Genomic DNA, 16360 nt, shown 5'->3' with positions numbered 1-16360 from the left:
CCTCCGAAGAGGTGTCCGGGCCCCACGTGGTGCGCGGCCGGGCCGCGCGGGTACCGCTCCGCGACTACTGGTTCGCGTTCTCACCGCGGTAGTACTCGTACACCCAGCCCCACAGGCCGATCATGATGATCGGGGCCGAGAAGTACATGAGCCACCAGCCGAAGATGACGCCCATGAAGGCGAGCGCGCCACCGATGCCCAGCGAGAGCGGCTGCCAGCTGTGCGGGGAGAAGAACCCCAGCTCGCCCGCCTCGTCGGCGACGTCGGCCTCCAGGTTGTCCTGGGCCATCTCGTCGACGCGCTTGGCCGTGAAGGCCAGGTAGTAGCCGATCATGACGCTCAGGCCGAAGGCCAGGAAGAGCGCGGTGGTGCCGACGGGCTCCTTCGACCACACGCCGTACACGACGGCCATGATCAGGATGAAGAAGGAGAGCCAGAGGAACATCTTGCCCTGGATCTTCACTTGCCGGCCTCCTTGCCACCGGTGACGGCCGCCTTGGCGCCGTGGTCCTCGAGGTGGTCGAGCGCCGCGATCTCCGGGTGGTGGAGGTCGAAGGCGGGCGACTCGCTACGGATGCGCGGCAGCGTGAGGAAGTTGTGCCGCGGCGGCGGGCAGGACGTGGCCCATTCGAGCGAACGGCCGTAGCCCCACGGGTCGTCGACCTCGATCTTCTTGCCGTACTTGGCCGTCTTCCAGACGTTGTACATGAACGGCAGCATCGACAGGCCCAGCACGAAGGAGCTGATCGTGGAGATCGTGTTCAGCGTGGTGAAGCCGTCGGCGGCGAGGTAGTCCGCGTAACGACGCGGCATGCCCTCGGCGCCCAGCCAGTGCTGCACCAGGAAGGTGCCGTGGAAGCCGATGAACAGCGTCCAGAAGGTGATCTTGCCGAGGCGCTCGTCCAGCATCTTGCCCGTGAACTTCGGCCACCAGAAGTGGAAGCCGGCGAACATCGCGAACACCACGGTGCCGAAGACGACGTAGTGGAAGTGCGCGACGACGAAGTACGAGTCGGAGACGTGGAAGTCCATCGGGGGCGAGGCCAGGATGACGCCGGTCAGACCACCGAAGGTGAAGGTGACCAGGAAGCCGATCGTCCAGAGCATCGGGGTCTCGAAGGACAGCGAGCCCTTCCACATGGTGCCGATCCAGTTGAAGAACTTCACACCGGTCGGTACCGCGATCAGGAAGGTCATGAAGGAGAAGAACGGCAGCAGCACACCGCCGGTGACGTACATGTGGTGGGCCCACACGGTCACCGAGAGGCCGGCGATCGCGATCGTCGCCGCGATCAGGCCGATGTAGCCGAACATCGGCTTGCGCGAGAAGACCGGAATGATCTCGGAGACGATGCCGAAGAACGGTAGCGCGATGATGTACACCTCTGGGTGTCCGAAGAACCAGAAGAGGTGTTGCCACAGCAATGCTCCGCCGTTGGCGGCGTCGAACACGTGCGAGCCGAACTTGCGGTCGGCCTCCAGCGCGAAGAGCGCGGCGGCCAGCACCGGGAAGGCGAGCAGGACCAGGACACCGGTCAGCAGCACGTTCCAGGTGAAGATCGGCATGCGGAACATCGTCATGCCCGGAGCGCGCATGCAGATGATCGTGGTGATGAAGTTGACCGAGCCGAGGATCGTGCCGAAGCCGGAGAAGGCCAGACCCATGATCCACATGTCGGCGCCGATGCCCGGCGAGCGGACCGCGTCCGACAGCGGGGAGTAGGCGAACCAGCCGAAGTCGGCGGCGCCGTTCGGCGTCACGAAGCCGGCCACCGCGATGGTCGAGCCGAAGAGGTACAGCCAGTACGCGAACATGTTCAGCCGCGGGAACGCCACGTCGGGCGCGCCGATCTGCAGCGGCATGATCCAGTTGGCGAAGCCCGCGAACAGCGGGGTGGCGAACATCAGCAGCATGATCGTGCCATGCATGGTGAACGCCTGGTTGAACTGCTCGTTCGACATGATCTGCGTGCCCGGACGGGCCAGCTCGGCGCGCATGAAGAGCGCGAGCAGGCCGCCGATGAGGAAGAACACGAACGAGGTGACCAGGTACATCGTGCCGATGGTCTTGTGGTCGGTGGTGGTGAGCCACTTCACGACCACGTTGCCCGGCTGCTTGCGCCGTACCGGCAGCTCGTTCTCGTACGAGTCAGCTGCGGCGGCACCCTGGGATTCGTTGAGGATGCTCACAGTTTGTTCACTTCCGCATTCCGGGCCGGGTCGGTCTGCTGGATGCCGGCGGGGAGGAAGCCGGTCTGACCCTTCTCCGCCAGCTCCTTCAGGTACGCCTGGTACGCCTCGGGGGAGACGACCTTGACGTTGAAGAGCATCCGGGAGTGGTCGACGCCGCAGAGCTCGGCGCACTTGCCCATGAAGGTGCCCTCTTGGCTCGGGACGACCTCGAAGACGTTGGTGTGGCCCGGGATGACGTCCTGCTTGAACAGGAAGGGGACCACCCAGAAGGAGTGGATGACGTCGTTGGACGACAGGATGAAGCGGACCTTCTCACCCTTGGGGAGGACCAGGGTCGGACCCGGGTTGCCCGTCTGCGGGTTCCGGTCGCCCGGGACGCCCTTCTCGTAGACGCCCTCGGCGCCCGCCGGGAAGTCCTTGGTGAAGCGGTCCGGGATGGAGGCCAGCTCCTTGGGAACCGCACCCGCCTTCGGGGTCGCCGCGTCGCCGTCGACGTTCTCGATGTAGTTGAAGCCCCAGCTCCACTGGAAGCCGATCACGTTGATCGTGTGCGGCGGCTTCGGGGTGAGGGCGAGGAGCTTCGACTCGTCACGCGCGGTGAAGTAGAAGAGCACCGAGACGATGATGAGCGGGACCACGGTGTACAGCGCCTCGATGGGCATGTTGTACCGGGTCTGCGCGGGGACCTCGATCTTCGTCCGGCTGCGCCGGTGGAAGATGACGCTCCAGATGATCAGGCCCCACACCAGGATGCCCGTGACGAGCGCGGCCGCCCAGGATCCCTGCCACAGGGAGAGGATGCGCGGCGCCTCCTCGGTTACCGGAGTCGGCATTCCGAGGCGGGGGAAGTCTTTCCATGTATACGAGCAACCAGTGGCGGTCGCCAGGACCACGCCCGCAGTCAGCGCCTGCAGCAGCTTCCGCCGCATCGGGCGCCGCGGCGAGCGGTCGGAGCCGTAGGGACTCACGTAGCGCCTTCCCGAGAGTCTCGGCCCGCGCGGCCGGCCGCGGCCGTGTTCGGGTCGGTCGCCGGCCCTGACGCAGGCAGGGGTTTGGATGTTTATGCGGACCAAACCCTACTGGACGCTATTTGGGGTCGCGCGGGGAGGGTGCCCAACGCGCCGCTACTGTCCCCGAAGGGATGGATCCGCCGTACGGGGGACGGTGCGAATGGCCCTGAATGGCGGGCTCCGGGGCGCATCTGACGCCCCCTGACCTCGAACGCTGCGGGGCTGGGGCTAGCGTGGCCGGATGCCGTACTTCGACAGCGCGTCCGCCGCTCCCCTGCACCCCGTGGCCCGGCAGGCGTTGCAGGCCTCCCTGGACGAGGGCTGGGCCGATCCGGCCCGGCTGTACCGGGAGGGCCGGCGCGCGCGGCTGCTGCTGGACGCGGCGCGGGAGGCGGCCGCGGAGGCGGTGGGGTGCCGCGCCGACGAGCTCGTGTTCACTCCTTCGGGGACGCACGCAGTTCACACGGGCGTCGCCGGTGTCCTCGCGGGCCGCCGGCGCGTCGGCGACCATCTGGTCGTATCGGCGGTCGAACACAGTTCTGTACTTCATGCGGCGGCGGCGCACGAGGCGCGCGGCGGGAGCGTCTCCGAGGTCCCGGTGGACCGGTGGGGTGCGGTGTCCGCCGCCGGGTACGCGGACGCGCTGCTCCCGGGGACCGCCCTCGCCTGCCTGCAGTCCGCGAACCACGAGGTGGGCACGGTCCAGCCGGTGGCCGAGGTGGCCGAGGTCTGCGGGGCGGCCGGGGTGCCGCTGCTGGTCGACGCGGCGCAGTCACTGGCCTGGGGCCCGGTGGGGGGTGCCTGGTCCGCCCTGGCGGCGAGTGCGCACAAATGGGGCGGCCCGCCCGGGGTCGGCCTGCTGGCGGTCCGCAAGGGGGTGCGGTTCTCGCCCCAAGGCCCCGCGGACGAGAGGGAGTCGGGCCGCTCCCCCGGCTTCGTGAACCTGCCCGCGATCGTGGCGGCGGCGGCGTCGCTGCGGGCCGTACGGGCGGAGGCCGAGGCGGAGGCGGCCCGGCTGCGGGTCCTCGTGGACCGGATCCGGCGGCGGGTGGTGCGGCTGGTCCCGGACGTGGAGGTGGTCGGCGACACGGACCGGCGGCTGCCGCACCTGGTCACCTTCTCCTGTCTGTACGTCGACGGCGAGGCGCTGCTGCACGAGCTGGACCGGGCGGGCTTCTCGGTCTCCTCGGGCTCCTCCTGCACGAGCTCCACGCTGACCCCCAGTCACGTGCTGCGGGCGATGGGCGTGCTGTCGGAGGGGAACGTACGGGTGTCCCTGCCGCCGGGCACCCCGGCGGAGGAGGTCAACGCGTTCCTGGAGGTGCTGCCGGGTGCGGTGGCGGGCGTACGGGAGCGGCTCGGCGTCACGGAGCCGCCGGTGGTGGTCGCGGAGGCGGACTCCCTGGAGCTCGACGCGCTCGGCCTGCGGTGTCCCCAGCCGGTGATCGAGCTGGCCCGGGCCATCGGCCGGGTCCCGGTGGGCGGCACGGTGACGGTCGTCTCGGACGACGAGGTGGCCCGGCTGGACATCCCGGCGTGGTGCGCGATGCGGGGCCAGGCCTACCTGGGCGAGTCCCCCCGCCCCACCGGCACGGCCTACACCGTCCGCCGCCTGTCCTAGGGGGTGTCCGGCCTGGCCGGCCCGATCCGGCCTGGCCGGCCCCGTCCGGCTGCGCCGGGCCCTCCCGGCTGCGCGGGCCCGATCCAGCCCCGCCGGCGTTTGAGGCGCGGGTCCGGGCGGAGCCCGGTGCCCGGCGGAGCCGGGTTTCCTGGGGCGCCGCCCCAGACCCCGCGCCTCAAACGCCGGCGAGGCTGAAAGTGCCCTGCGCAGCCTCGAAGACGGGGTCGGCGCAGCCTGGAGGAGGGGGCCGGGCGGAGCCCGGGAAACGGAGGAAGGGCGGGGCGGGGAGAAGCTCCGCGCAGCGGCGGCCCGACCCGGCGGTCCCCGCCCGGACCCACGGCCGACTCAGCCGCGGGTCCGGGCAGAGGCCGATGCTCAGGCTCAGGCTCGAGCCGGCGTCACGCCAGGTGGGCGCGGACCTCCGCCGCCGCCTCTTCGCCGTAGGCCTTCGTGAAGCGCTCCATGAAGTGCGCCCGCGCCAGCGTGTACTCCTGCGTGCCCAGCGTCTCGATGACGAGGGTCGCGAGCATGCAGCCGACCTGCGCCGCGCGCTCCAGGCCGACGCCCCAGCCCAGACCGGTCAGGAACCCGGCGCGGAAGGCGTCGCCGACGCCGGTCGGGTCGACCTTCGCGTTCTCCTCGGGGCAGCCGACGACGATCGTCTCCTCCCCGGCCCGCTCGATCTTCACGCCGTTGGAGCCCAGCGTGGTCACGCGGGTGCCGACCTTGCCGAGGATCTCCTCGTCCGTCCAGCCGGACTTCGACTCGATGAGGCCCTTCTCGTACTCGTTCGAGAAGAGGTAGGTCGCGCCCTCCATCAGGGTGCGGATGTTGTCGCCGTCCATGCGGGCGATCTGCTGCGAGAAGTCGGCGGCGAAGGGGATCCCCCGCGTCCGGCACTCCTCCGTGTGGCGCAGCATCGCCTCGGGGTCGTCCGCGCCGATGAGGACGAGGTCGAGGCCGCCCACGCGGTCGGCCACGGCCTTCAGCTCGATCAGGCGGGCCTCGCTCATCGCGCCCGTGTAGAAGGATCCGATCTGGTTGTGGTCGGAGTCCGTGGTGCAGACGAAGCGCGCGGTGTGCAGCACCTCGGAGATGCGGACGGAGTCGGTGTCGACGCCGTGGCGCTCCAGCCAGGCGCGGTACTCGTCGAAGTCGGATCCCGCGGCGCCGACCAGGATCGGGCGGCTGCCGAGCTGACCCATGCCGAAGCAGATGTTCGGGCCGACACCGCCCCGCCGGACGTCGAGGTTGTCGACGAGGAAGGAGAGGGAGACCGTGTGCAGCTGGTCGGCGACCAGCTGGTCGGCGAAACGGCCGGGGAAGGTCATGAGGTGGTCGGTGGCGATGGAGCCGGTGACTGCGATGCGCACGGCGTGGACGCTCCTGCTGAGGACGGCGAGGGACAGTCAAAACTACCCGGTAAGTGGCCGCGGGCCGAACCCCAGAAACTACCCCTTAGTAGGTCTTTCTTCGCGAGAGCTCCGATGCCTACGGTGCCCCCATGACCTCTACCGACGGTTACGGCTCCTGCGAGTACACCGCTCCGGCACGCGCGGCGGAAGGCCCGGGACGGCCCGGCTTCGCCCGTCTGCTCGGGGACTGCGCCCGGATGGCCCCGCACTGGGGCGTGGAGGAGGGCCCCCGGCCGGTCCGGGTGGCGCCCTCGCAGATCCACGGGATCCGGGTGCCGGCCGCCTCGGCCCGGCTGATCGCCTCCACCGCCGCCTACGGGGACCAGTAGGCGACCCGGTCGGCAAGCCGGGGGAACCGGTTGCGCCCCTGTTCCGTCACACCCGCATCAGACACTGCGGGACCAGTGAAGGAGCGATGCGGTGACCAGCGAAGAACCCGGTACGACAAGCGGCACACGACGACGGCCCGCCTGGGTCGTCGGCTCGATCGCGGCCGCCGTCCTGCTCGCGGGCGGCGGTACCGCCTACTGGGCGTCCGCGGCCCAGGGCGACGGCGGTACGGCCCGCCGTACGGGTGACAGCGCGGCCTCCGCGCCCCGTGACGCGGGAGATCCCTCGGGCCCGGGCATCGCGCCCGGGGAGCCGGATCCCTCGGGCGCGGGCGTGGTCTACCGGGCCGACGTGAAACTGCCCGAGGCCCCGGCGTCGGCCCCGGCCTACAGCGTGTCCGGTGATGTGGCGGAGGCCGATGTGGCCCGGCTCGCGGCGGCGCTGGGCATCTCGGGCGCGCCGCGGCTGGAGGGTGACGTCTGGCTGGCCGGGGAGGCCGCCGACGGCTCCGGGCCGCGGCTCACGGTGGCCCGTTCGGCTCCGGGCACCTGGAACTTCAACCGCTTCCAGGCGGGCGGCGGCGCGGGCAACGGCGCCGGGGACGACTGCGTGCGCGGCAAGGACACCTGCGGCCCCGCCACCCTCCCCCGGGACGCGGGCGGTGCGGGCGACAACGGCAAGCCCGTCTCCGAGGAGGCGGCCAAGGCCGCCGCTGCCCCGGTGCTGAAGGCCCTGGGGCAGGACGGCGCGAAGCCGGACGCGCGGCTCACCCAGGGCGCGGTGCGGGTCGTGAACGCGGATCCGGTGGTCGGCGGTCTGCCCACGCAGGGCTGGTCCACCAAGGTGAGCGTGGGCGCGGACGGCTCGGTGGTCGGCGGCAACGGCGAACTGAAGGCGCCGGTACGGGCGGCCGACCAGCCGGTGGTGGGGGCCGTGGAGGCGCTGGCCCGGCTGAACGCGAGGTCGGGTGGCGGCGGCAACCCGGAGCCCAGTGGCTGCGCGAGCGCGGTGCCGCTGGCGGCGGAGACCGCGGGTGGCGCCACGGACACGGTGCCGTGCAATCCGGAGCCGCGGCCCATGAAGCCGCCGCGCACGGAGACGGTGAAGGGCGCGGTGCTCGGGCTGGCGCCTGGGACGGTGGAGGGCTCGCGGGGCCTGGTCCCGGCATGGCTGTTCGAGGTGGCGGGCCAGGGCGGCGCGCCCGGCCACACGGTGGCCGAGCCGGCGTCCGCGCAGGAGGGCACGCCGGGGCCGAAGGACGGCCGTACGGTGCCCGGGTTCTCGTACAAGGAGGACGGCCGGAAGCTGACGGTGAACTTCTGGGGCAGCGCGTGCAGCACCTACGCCCTGGAGGCGCGGGAGCAGGCGGAGTCGGTCATGGTGAAGATCACCGACACGCCGAACAAGCCGGGCCAGGCGTGCATCATGCTGGCGGAGGAGAAGGCTCTGACGGTGACCTTGAAGGAGCCGCTCGGCGACCGGAAGGTGCTGGACACCACGACGGGCAAGCCGCTCACCGAGCAGTAGCGGCGGCCGCCTCACACGGGCGAGGGCCCGCCTCCGGGTCGGATGCGACCGGGGGCGGGCCCTCGTGGTGCCGGTGGTCCAGGCTCAGCCGGTGGTCCAGGCTCAGCCGGTGGTGCGGGCTCAGCCGGCGGTTCCGGCTTAGCTGAACGAGTCGCCGCAGGCGCAGGAGCCCGTGGCGTTCGGGTTGTCGATCGTGAAGCCCTGCTTCTCGATGGTGTCGACGAAGTCGATGGACGCGCCGTGGAGGTACGGGGAGCTCATCCGGTCCGTGACGACCTTCACACCGTCGAAGTCCTTCACGACGTCGCCGTCGAGGGAGCGCTCGTCGAAGAAGAGCTGGTAGCGCAGGCCGGAGCAGCCGCCGGGCTGGACGGCGACGCGGAGCGCCAGGTCATCGCGGCCTTCCTGCTCCAGCAGGGTCCTGACCTTCTCGGCGGCGGCGTCGGACAGGAGGATGCCGTCGCTCACAGTGGTCTTGTCGTCCTGTACGGACATCTGCATTCACTCCCGAAGTGGGCGGCTCCCCGCCGGAGGGCGGGGAAACGTCGGACTCTTGCCGTCGGTGGCAACGAGCGGGACCGCGGATTCATTCCGGGACCCGACGCTTGTTTCAGATATTCATGCTCGCACACCGCGCGCGGGCGCGGGCCCGGCGAATCGAGGGCTGATGCGTCACATTGACACTATCGGCATCGTCAAACTGACGTGAAGCGGTTATGATAGATAGCGTCAAGTAGACGAGAAGTGTCGAAGCGATGATCCTGAAATCCCTCGTCGCAGAACAGAAAGGGTGCGTGTCGTGACCACCGCCCAGCCGTTGGACGTCCAGCCGACGCCCCTTGCCCTGCTGCTGCTCGGCCGTGAGGCCGACCCCAAGAGCGAGCGCGGGGTGGAGTGCCCCGGCGACCTGCCCTCGCCGTCCGACCCGGACCTCGTGGAGCGCGCCCGCGCGGCCAAGGAGAAGCTCGGGGACAAGGTCTTCATCCTCGGCCACCACTACCAGCGTGACGAGGTCATCGAGTTCGCCGACGTCACCGGCGACTCGTTCAAGCTGGCCAAGGACGCGGCCGCCAAGCCGGAGGCCGAGTACATCGTCTTCTGCGGCGTCCACTTCATGGCCGAGTCCGCGGACATCCTGACCTCGGACGACCAGAAGGTGGTCCTGCCGGACCTGGCCGCCGGCTGCTCGATGGCCGACATGGCCACCGCCGAGCAGGTCGCGGAGTGCTGGGACGTGCTGACCGAGGCCGGTGTCGCCGGCTCGACGGTGCCCGTCTCGTACATGAACTCCTCCGCCGACATCAAGGCCTTCACCGGCAAGCACGGCGGCACGATCTGCACCTCGTCGAACGCGAAGAAGGCCCTGGAGTGGGCCTTCGAGCAGGGCGAGAAGGTGCTCTTCCTCCCGGACCAGCACCTGGGCCGCAACACGGCCGTCCGCGACATGGGCATGTCCCTGGACGACTGCGTGCTCTACAACCCGCACAAGCCGAACGGCGGCCTGACCGCCGAGCAGCTGCGCGACGCCAAGATGATCCTGTGGCGCGGGCACTGCTCGGTCCACGGCCGGTTCTCGGTCGACTCCGTCAACGACGTCCGCGCCCGCATCCCCGGCGTGAACGTCCTGGTCCACCCCGAGTGCAAGCACGAGGTCGTGGCCGCCGCGGACTACGTCGGCTCGACGGAGTACATCATCAAGGCGCTGGAGGCGGCCCCGGCCGGCTCCAAGTGGGCCATCGGCACCGAGCTGAACCTGGTCCGCCGCCTGGCGAACCGATTCGCCGCCGAGGACAAGGAAGTCGTCTTCCTCGACAAGACGGTCTGCTTCTGCTCGACCATGAACCGCATCGACCTCCCGCACCTGGTGTGGACGCTGGAGTCGCTGGCCGAGGGCACCCTCGTCAACCAGATCCAGGTCGACAAGGAGACGGAGAGCTTCGCGAAGCTCGCCCTGGAGCGCATGCTCGCCCTTCCGTAGCCGGTACGGAGCGGACCGACGCCAGAAAGAAGGGGCGCCCCCGGCCGGGGGCGCCCCTTCTCGGTGTTCGGGCCGCCGGACGGCGCGGGCCCGCGGGCCCGCGCCACCGGTCAGACCTTGGCCGGGGACTCCTCCGCCTGCTCCTGCGGCGGGACCGCCGTCCGGCGGGGCTCGCGCTTCGCGGAGCGCTTGGCGCGGCGGCGTTCCTTGCGGAGCTCGACCATCGTGTAGAGGGTCGGCACCAGGAGCAGCGTCAGCAGGGTCGAGCTGACCAGACCGCCGATGACCACGACCGCGAGCGGCTGCGAGATGAAGCCGCCCTCGCCGGTGACGCCGAGCGCCATCGGCAGCAGCGCGAAGATCGTCGCCAGGGCCGTCATGAGGATCGGCCGCAGGCGGTGCCGGCCGCCCTCGATGACCGCCTCGACGACGCCGAGGCCCTGGGCGCGGTACTGGTTGACCAGGTCGATCAGGACGATGGCGTTGGTCACGACGATGCCGATGAGCATCAGCATGCCGATCATCGCCGGGACGCCCATGGGGGTTCCGGTGACGAGGAGCAGGCCGAGTGCGCCGGTCGCCGCGAACGGAATGGACACCAGCAGGATCAGCGGCTGGACGAGCGAGCGGAAGGTCGCCACCAGCAGCATGAACACGATCGCGATGGCCGCGAGCATGGCGAGGCCGAGCGAACCGAAGGCCTCGTCCTGGTCCTCGGAGACGCCGCCGATGGAGGCGGTGGCGCCGTCCGGCAGGTCCAGGGCCTTGAGCTTGGTCTGGAGCGCGGCGCTGACCGCGCCCGTGTTGTCGCCCTGCGGGCGGGCGGTGATCGTCGCGGCGCGGGCGCCGTCGATCCTGGTCATCGCGACCGGGCCGGGGACCTCCTTGACCTCGGCGATGTCGCCGAGCCGGACCGGGCCGACCGGAAGGGCCTGGAGTTCGGCCAGGGTGGTGGCCGGCTGCGCGGACCTGATGACGATGTCCCGCTCGGTGTCGTCCAGTACGGCCTTGCCCGCCGGGTTGCCCCGTACGGCCTGGGCGACGACCGCGCCGAGCGCGGCCTGGTTCAGGCCCGCCTCCGCGGCCTTGGGCGTGGCGGTGACCGAGATCCGCGGCACGGACTGGGACAGGTCGCTCTGGACGTCGGTGACGTCGTCGAGCTTGGCGACCTCGGCGCGGACCTGCTCGGCGGCCTTGGCGAGGACCTCGCCGTCGCCGGCCTTGACCACCACGCTGAGGTTCTGGCTGCCGAAGGCGTCGCCCGCGGCGATGCGGGTCTCGCCGATCCCGTCGAGGGCGGCCAGCCGGTCCTCGATCCGCTTCTTCACGGCCTCGGCGTCGCCGGCTTCCTTCAGGGTGACCTGGTAGGAGGCCTGGTTGGAGCCGGTGCCGCCGCCGAAGGCCGCGAGGAAGCCGGAGGAACCGACGGTGACCTGGTAGCTCTTGACGCCGTCGACCGAGGCCAGCACCTTCTCGACCTTGCGGCTCGCCTCGTCGGCGGCGGCCAGCGAGGTGCCCGGGGCGAGCTCCTGCTTGACCGTCAGGAGGTCCTGCTCGCCCTGGTCGAAGAAGTTGGTCTTCAGCATCGGCGTCATGCCCAGGGTGCCCACCAGGACGACCACCGCGATGGCCACACTGGTCAGGCGGCGCCGGGTGGCGAAGCCCAGGACGCGGACGTAGAGGCGCTGCAGGCGGCTGCGCGACTCCTTCTCCTCGGCCTCGCGCCGGACCTTCGCCGCGCTCTCGGCGTCCCCGGCGGTGATGCCCTTGGGCGCGCTGAGGAACCAGTACGACAGGACCGGAACGACCGTCAGGGAGACGAGCAGCGAGGCGAGCAGGGCGGCGGTGACGGTGAGCGAGAAGGATCCGAAGAGCTCGCCGATCATGCCGCCGGTGAGGCCGATCGGCAGGAAGACGGCGACGGTGGTGAGCGTGGAGGAGGTGACCGCGCCGGCGACCTCCTTGACCGCGGTGATGATGGCGGCCTCGCGCTCCTCGCCGTAGCCGAGGTGGCGCTTGATGTTCTCCAGGACCACGATCGAGTCGTCGACGACCCGGCCGATGGCGATGGTCAGCGCGCCCAGGGTGAGCATGTTGAGCGACAGGTCGCGGGTCCACAGCACGATGAGCGCGAGGACCACGGACAGCGGGATGGACACCGCGGTGACCAGCGTGGAGCGCAGCGAGGCCAGGAACACCAGGATCACGATCACCGCGAAGAGCAGGCCGAGCATGCCCTCGGTGGTGAGGCTGGAGATGGACTTGGCGACGGCCGGGCCCTGGTCGCTGACGACGGTCAGGTCGGCGCCGGCACCGAGGGTGGAGCGCAGCTCGGGCAGCTTGTCCTTGACGGCGTCGGAGATGGCGACGGCGCTGCCGTCCTTGTCCATGGTGAGGACGAGGGCGAGGCTGGGCTTGCCGTTGGTGCGCGTGATGGACACGGCCTTGGCCGGCTCCTGCTTGACGACGGCGACGTCGCCGAGGCGGACCGCGGGCCGGCCCGGACCGGGGCTCAGCCGCAGGTCCTCGACCTGGGCGAGGGAGGTGAAGCCGTCGCCCACGCGGACGGTGCGGTTCTTGCCCGCCTCGTCGAAGGAGCCGGCGGGGACGGCGGCGCCGCCCGCCTGGAGGCCCTGGGCGAGGGCCGCGCCGTCGAGGCCGGCGGCGGCGAGCTTGGCCTCGTCGGGGGTGACGGTGACCTGGAGGTCCTGGACGCCGTCGACGCTGACCTGGCCGACGCCCTCGATGTCCGACAGGACGGGTACGACGGACTTCTCCAGCTGGTCGGCGAGCGCCTGCTGGTCCTTGTCGGAGGTGACGGCGAGGATGACCGTCGGGATGTCGTCGGTGGAGCCGGCCACCACCTGCGGGTCCACGTCGGCGGGCAGCCGGACGCGGGCCCGGTTGACGGCCTGCTGGACGTCGGCGACGAGCTGCTTGGTGCCGCTGTCGCCGTAGTCGAAGGTGGCCATGATGAGGGCGTTGCCCTCGCTGGCGGTGGAGGTGATGCCGGTGATGCCGTCGACGCCCTTGAGCGTGGCCTCGATGGGTTCGACGACCTGCTTCTCCACCACGTCGGGCGAGGCGCCCTGGTACGGCGCGAGCACGGACACCATCGGGAGTTCGATGGAGGGCAGCAGCTGCTGCTTGAGCTGCGGGATGGCTATGGCGCCGAAGAGGAGCGCGACGATCGACACGAGGCCGACCAACGCCCTTTGGGCAAGGCTGAAGCGGGACAGCCAGGACATGGGTATGGGATCTCTCTGCAGTGACGTACGCGAGGGCACTCCCACCCTGTCCCATCGGGCGGGGCCGTTTCGTCGCTCGCAGGTGCCGTCCTTATGTGCGGCATACCGCGTCTGTAGTACGCCGTACCACTCCGCTCTACTCCACGCGGGGCCGGACGAGTCCTGATTCGTAGGCAATGACCACCAATTGCGCCCTGTCGCGGGCGCCGAGCTTGGCCATGGCCCGGTTCACGTGGGTCTTGACGGTGAGGGGGCTGACCTCCAGCCGGGCGGCGATGCCGTCGTTGGACAGCCCCGCGGCGACGTGGACGAGGACCTCGCGCTCGCGGACGGTCAGCGCGGCGAGCCGCTCCGCGTGCATCCCGGCCGAGGCTCCGGCGGCGGCCGGGTCGGCGCCGCCGCCCTGGGCGAGGAAGGTGGCGATGAGCCCTTTGGTGGCGGCCGGGGAGAGCAGTGCCTCTCCGGCGGCGGCGACGCGGATGGCGTTGAGGAGTTCCTCGGGCTCGGCACCCTTGCCGAGGAAGCCGGAGGCGCCCGCCCGCAGGGCGGAGACCACGTACTCGTCGACCTCGAAGGTGGTCAGCATCACCACGCGCACGGCGGAGAGTTCGGGGTCGGCGCTGATCATGCGGGTGGCGGCGAGCCCGTCGGTGCCGGGCATCCGGATGTCCATCAGCACGACGTCGGGCCGCTGCTGCCGGGCGACCGCGAAGGCCTGGGCCCCGTCGGAGGCCTCCCCCACGACCTCCATGTCGGGTTCGGAGTCGACGAGCACCCGGAAGGCGCTGCGCAGCAGGGCCTGGTCGTCGGCGAGCAGCACCTTGATGGGCGAGCCGGGCGCGCCCGGCTCGGCGGGCGTCGCGGGGGGCGGGTCCGTCGGAGTGTGGTCCACGGGGTGAGGGTACGCGGGGCCGCCTGCGGTCCCGCGTACGGGACGGGACCGGCGGGGCTCAGCCGAGGGCGAGGACGACGAGGGCGGTGGTCGCGGACACCTCGGCCAACGCGCCGAACACGTCGCCGGTGACCCCGTCGAAGCGGCGGACGCAGCGGCGGAGCAGCAGTTCGGCGGCGAGCAGCGCCACCAGGACCGCGGCGGCGGACCGGGCGGCGGCGGGCGGGCCGGCCGGGAGGGCGGCGACGGCGGCCGCGGCGGTGACGAGGACGGTGAGCGCGGCGGCGGCGGTGCGCGGGACGACCCCGGCGACCGCGGCGCCGAGCCCCTCGGGCCGGGCGGGCGGGACGCCTTCGCGGGAGGCCAGGGTCATGGCGAGGCGGGCGGTGACGGCGGCGGTCACGGCGGCGAGGGCGCCGCGGATCCAGCTGTCGGCGTAGACCTCGGAGAGGGCGGCCGTCTGCACGAGCATGACGATCACCAGGGCGATCACGCCGAAGGGCCCGATGTCGGACTTCTTCATGATGCGCAGGGCCTCGTCGGCCGGCTTGGCGCTGCCCAGTCCGTCGGCCGTGTCGGCCAGTCCGTCCAGGTGGAGGCCGCGGGTCAGGGCGGCGGGTACGGCGACGGTGACGGCCGCCGCCAGCAGGGGGGCCGCGCCCAGCAGCAGGAGCAGCACGCCGGGGACGGCCGCGAGCGCGCCGACGGCCAGGCCGGCGAGCGGGGCGCAGGCCATTCCGGTGCGGGCCGCGGGGCGGTCCCAGCGGGTGATGCGGGCGGGCAGCACGGTGAGGGTGCCGAAGGCGAAGCGCACGCCGTCGCGGAACGAGGCGCGTTCCGCGGGCGGCGTGAGGGGCGGATCGTCGAACGAATCTGTCATCGGCGCGAACGCTACCCGCTCACGGCGGGCGGTAAATTACCCATTACGTTCCAAATAGGGAGTCAGTGGGATGGGTCACTGGTGGTATCGGAACATCCTTGAGCCGGGGAAGCTCCCCATGCTGCTCGCGCTGGTCTCCTTCGTGACGTCGTTCCTGGTCACCCGGGTGATCACCCGTCTGATCCGGGCCGGCCGCGGCCCCTTCAAGAACGTCACGCCGGGCGGCCTGCACATCCACCACGTGGTGCCGGGCGTGATCCTCGTGATCATCGGCGGCTTCGGGTCGATCGGCAGTGCCCGCCACACCTTCGGCGCGGCCCTGTCGGCCGTGATCTTCGGGCTGGGCGCGGGACTGGTCCTGGACGAGTTCGCGCTGATCCTGCACCTCGACGACGTCTACTGGAGCGAGCAGGGCCGCAAGAGCGTGGAGATCGTGGTCGTGACGGCCGCGGTGGTGGCCCTGGTGCTGGGCGGGTTCGTGCCGTTCGGGGTGAACGACCTGTCGGCCGAGGAGCGCCAGAGCCGCGGGCTGGTCGTGATGAACGCGGCGGGGAACTTCTGTCTGGCCCTGATCGCCCTGTGGAAGGGCAAGGCCCGCACCGCGCTCTTCGGCGTCGTCATCCCCTTCGTGGCGCTGGTCGGCGCGGTCCGGCTGGCCCGGCCCGGCTCCCCGTACGCGAAGCGGTTCTACGTGAACCGGCCGCGCGCGCGGGCCAAGGCCGGACTGCGGGCCTTCCACCACGACCGGCGCTGGACGCGGCGGCGGCGCAGGTTCGAGGACTTCATCGGCGGCGCCCCGGATCCGCGGCCGGTGCCGGTGTCCCTGGTGAAACCGCCCGTCCCGCTGGAGAAGCCGCCGGAGCCCCGGGACTGAGGGACTCTGCGGCGGTGGGGCCGGGCGCGGGCCGCGGCGCACGCGGCGACGGGCCCTCCCCCGCCCGGGGAGGGCCCGTCGTCGTGTCGGTGTGCGTGCGGTCCGTCCTCAGCCCGGGATCAGACCGTCGTCGCTGAGCATCTCCCTGACCTCGTCGAGGCTCGCGTCGGGCGCCGGCAGGATCAGCTCGGACGGCTCCAGCGCGTCGTCCGGGAGCGGCGTGCCCAGTCGCCGGACGGCGTCGAGGAGGGCGCCCAGGGTGCGCCGGAAGCCCGCCCCGTCACCGGACTCCATCTCCCGGAGCAGTTCGTCGTCGAGCCTGTTCAGCTCGGGGAAGTGGCCGTCGGCCACTTCCACCTGGCCTTCCCCCATGATGCGGACGATCATGACGG

14 protein-coding genes are annotated in these 16360 nt (G+C 71.3%); 5 read left to right on the top strand and 9 right to left on the bottom strand.

Going from position 1 to position 16360, the window contains the following annotated elements; all coding sequences use genetic code 11:
- Positions 1–64 precede the first annotated feature (64 nt).
- From AC2RP6_RS27875 to ctaC, 3 genes are read right to left on the bottom strand one after another with little or no spacing between them, the layout of a single operon-like run.
- On the bottom strand, positions 65–463 hold the full coding sequence (locus AC2RP6_RS27875) for a cytochrome c oxidase subunit 4 (protein ID WP_030654914.1): 399 nt from the start codon (positions 461–463) through the stop codon (positions 65–67).
- Positions 460–2190 (bottom strand): aa3-type cytochrome oxidase subunit I, encoded by a 1731-nt coding sequence (ctaD, locus tag AC2RP6_RS27870; protein ID WP_030654913.1) that lies wholly within the window; start codon positions 2188–2190, stop codon positions 460–462. Before ctaD ends, AC2RP6_RS27875 begins: the two co-directional genes overlap by 4 nt.
- The gene (ctaC, locus tag AC2RP6_RS27865) at positions 2187–3161 is read right to left on the bottom strand and encodes an aa3-type cytochrome oxidase subunit II (RefSeq protein WP_486448676.1); all 975 of its coding nucleotides are present in this window, start codon (positions 3159–3161) and stop codon (positions 2187–2189) included. Before ctaC ends, ctaD begins: the two co-directional genes overlap by 4 nt.
- Positions 3162–3444: 283 nt before the next feature.
- Here ctaC and AC2RP6_RS27860 point away from each other — a divergent pair, with 283 nt between their 5' ends.
- The gene (locus AC2RP6_RS27860; RefSeq protein WP_486448675.1) at positions 3445–4824 is read left to right on the top strand and encodes an aminotransferase class V-fold PLP-dependent enzyme; all 1380 of its coding nucleotides are present in this window, start codon (positions 3445–3447) and stop codon (positions 4822–4824) included.
- Positions 4825–5222: 398 nt separating this feature from the next.
- On the opposite strand, the gene AC2RP6_RS27855 is transcribed toward AC2RP6_RS27860, so the two are convergent.
- Positions 5223–6197 (bottom strand): carbohydrate kinase family protein, encoded by a 975-nt coding sequence (locus AC2RP6_RS27855; RefSeq protein ID WP_486448674.1) that lies wholly within the window; start codon positions 6195–6197, stop codon positions 5223–5225.
- Positions 6198–6328: 131 nt separating this feature from the next.
- Between AC2RP6_RS27855 and AC2RP6_RS27850 the strand changes: the two genes are divergently transcribed.
- Both AC2RP6_RS27850 and AC2RP6_RS27845 read left to right on the top strand, forming a co-directional pair.
- Positions 6329–6568, top strand: coding sequence for a hypothetical protein (locus AC2RP6_RS27850; protein ID WP_486448673.1), 240 nt, complete (start codon positions 6329–6331; stop codon positions 6566–6568).
- Between the two features lie 91 nt (positions 6569–6659).
- Positions 6660–8096: a hypothetical protein gene (locus AC2RP6_RS27845; RefSeq protein ID WP_486448672.1), complete on the top strand. Its 1437-nt coding sequence runs from the start codon at positions 6660–6662 to the stop codon at positions 8094–8096.
- Positions 8097–8234: 138 nt separating this feature from the next.
- Here the strand turns inward: AC2RP6_RS27845 and erpA are convergent, their stop codons facing one another.
- Positions 8235–8591: an iron-sulfur cluster insertion protein ErpA gene (erpA, locus tag AC2RP6_RS27840; protein ID WP_030010511.1), complete on the bottom strand. Its 357-nt coding sequence runs from the start codon at positions 8589–8591 to the stop codon at positions 8235–8237.
- 295 nt (positions 8592–8886) lie between these two features.
- Between erpA and nadA the strand changes: the two genes are divergently transcribed.
- Positions 8887–10074, top strand: a complete 1188-nt coding sequence (gene nadA, locus AC2RP6_RS27835) for a quinolinate synthase NadA (protein ID WP_030029079.1) — start codon at positions 8887–8889, stop codon at positions 10072–10074.
- Positions 10075–10184: 110 nt separating this feature from the next.
- On the opposite strand, the gene AC2RP6_RS27830 is transcribed toward nadA, so the two are convergent.
- The 3 genes from AC2RP6_RS27830 to cobS all read right to left on the bottom strand — a co-directional run bounded on the left by AC2RP6_RS27830 (position 10185) and on the right by cobS (position 15094).
- Positions 10185–13322: an efflux RND transporter permease subunit gene (locus tag AC2RP6_RS27830; RefSeq protein ID WP_486448671.1), complete on the bottom strand. Its 3138-nt coding sequence runs from the start codon at positions 13320–13322 to the stop codon at positions 10185–10187.
- 136 nt (positions 13323–13458) lie between these two features.
- The gene (locus AC2RP6_RS27825) at positions 13459–14148 is read right to left on the bottom strand and encodes a response regulator (protein ID WP_486450471.1); all 690 of its coding nucleotides are present in this window, start codon (positions 14146–14148) and stop codon (positions 13459–13461) included.
- A 124-nt stretch (positions 14149–14272) separates the two neighbouring features.
- Complete coding sequence (cobS, locus tag AC2RP6_RS27820) at positions 14273–15094, bottom strand: adenosylcobinamide-GDP ribazoletransferase (RefSeq protein ID WP_486448670.1); 822 nt, start codon at positions 15092–15094, stop codon at positions 14273–14275.
- Positions 15095–15164: 70 nt separating this feature from the next.
- On the opposite strand from cobS, the gene AC2RP6_RS27815 reads away from it, so the two are divergent.
- On the top strand, positions 15165–15968 hold the full coding sequence (locus AC2RP6_RS27815) for a hypothetical protein (RefSeq protein ID WP_486448669.1): 804 nt from the start codon (positions 15165–15167) through the stop codon (positions 15966–15968).
- 108 nt (positions 15969–16076) lie between these two features.
- Here AC2RP6_RS27815 and pspAA read toward each other — a convergent pair whose 3' ends face one another.
- Positions 16077–16355 (bottom strand): PspA-associated protein PspAA, encoded by a 279-nt coding sequence (pspAA, locus tag AC2RP6_RS27810; RefSeq protein WP_486448668.1) that lies wholly within the window; start codon positions 16353–16355, stop codon positions 16077–16079.
- Positions 16356–16360: the final 5 nt, after the last annotated feature.

The organism is Streptomyces sp. WAC03905, from assembly GCF_057371075.1.
Note: the sequence above shows the minus strand (reverse complement) of the source record. Positions and strands in the feature narration are given on the sequence as shown.

Excerpts from the sequence above, each read along its gene's own strand:
- AC2RP6_RS27850 (WP_486448673.1), top strand. The coding sequence starts at position 6,329 with ATGACCTCTACCGACGGTTACGGCTCCTGCGAGTACACCGCTCCGGCA.
- AC2RP6_RS27830 (WP_486448671.1), bottom strand. The coding sequence starts at position 13,322 with ATGTCCTGGCTGTCCCGCTTCAGCCTTGCCCAAAGGGCGTTGGTCGGC.
- erpA (WP_030010511.1), bottom strand. The coding sequence starts at position 8,591 with ATGTCCGTACAGGACGACAAGACCACTGTGAGCGACGGCATCCTCCTG.
- cobS (WP_486448670.1), bottom strand. The coding sequence starts at position 15,094 with ATGACAGATTCGTTCGACGATCCGCCCCTCACGCCGCCCGCGGAACGC.
- AC2RP6_RS27860 (WP_486448675.1), top strand. The coding sequence starts at position 3,445 with ATGCCGTACTTCGACAGCGCGTCCGCCGCTCCCCTGCACCCCGTGGCC.
- AC2RP6_RS27815 (WP_486448669.1), top strand. The coding sequence starts at position 15,165 with ATGGGTCACTGGTGGTATCGGAACATCCTTGAGCCGGGGAAGCTCCCC.
- pspAA (WP_486448668.1), bottom strand. The coding sequence starts at position 16,355 with ATGATCGTCCGCATCATGGGGGAAGGCCAGGTGGAAGTGGCCGACGGC.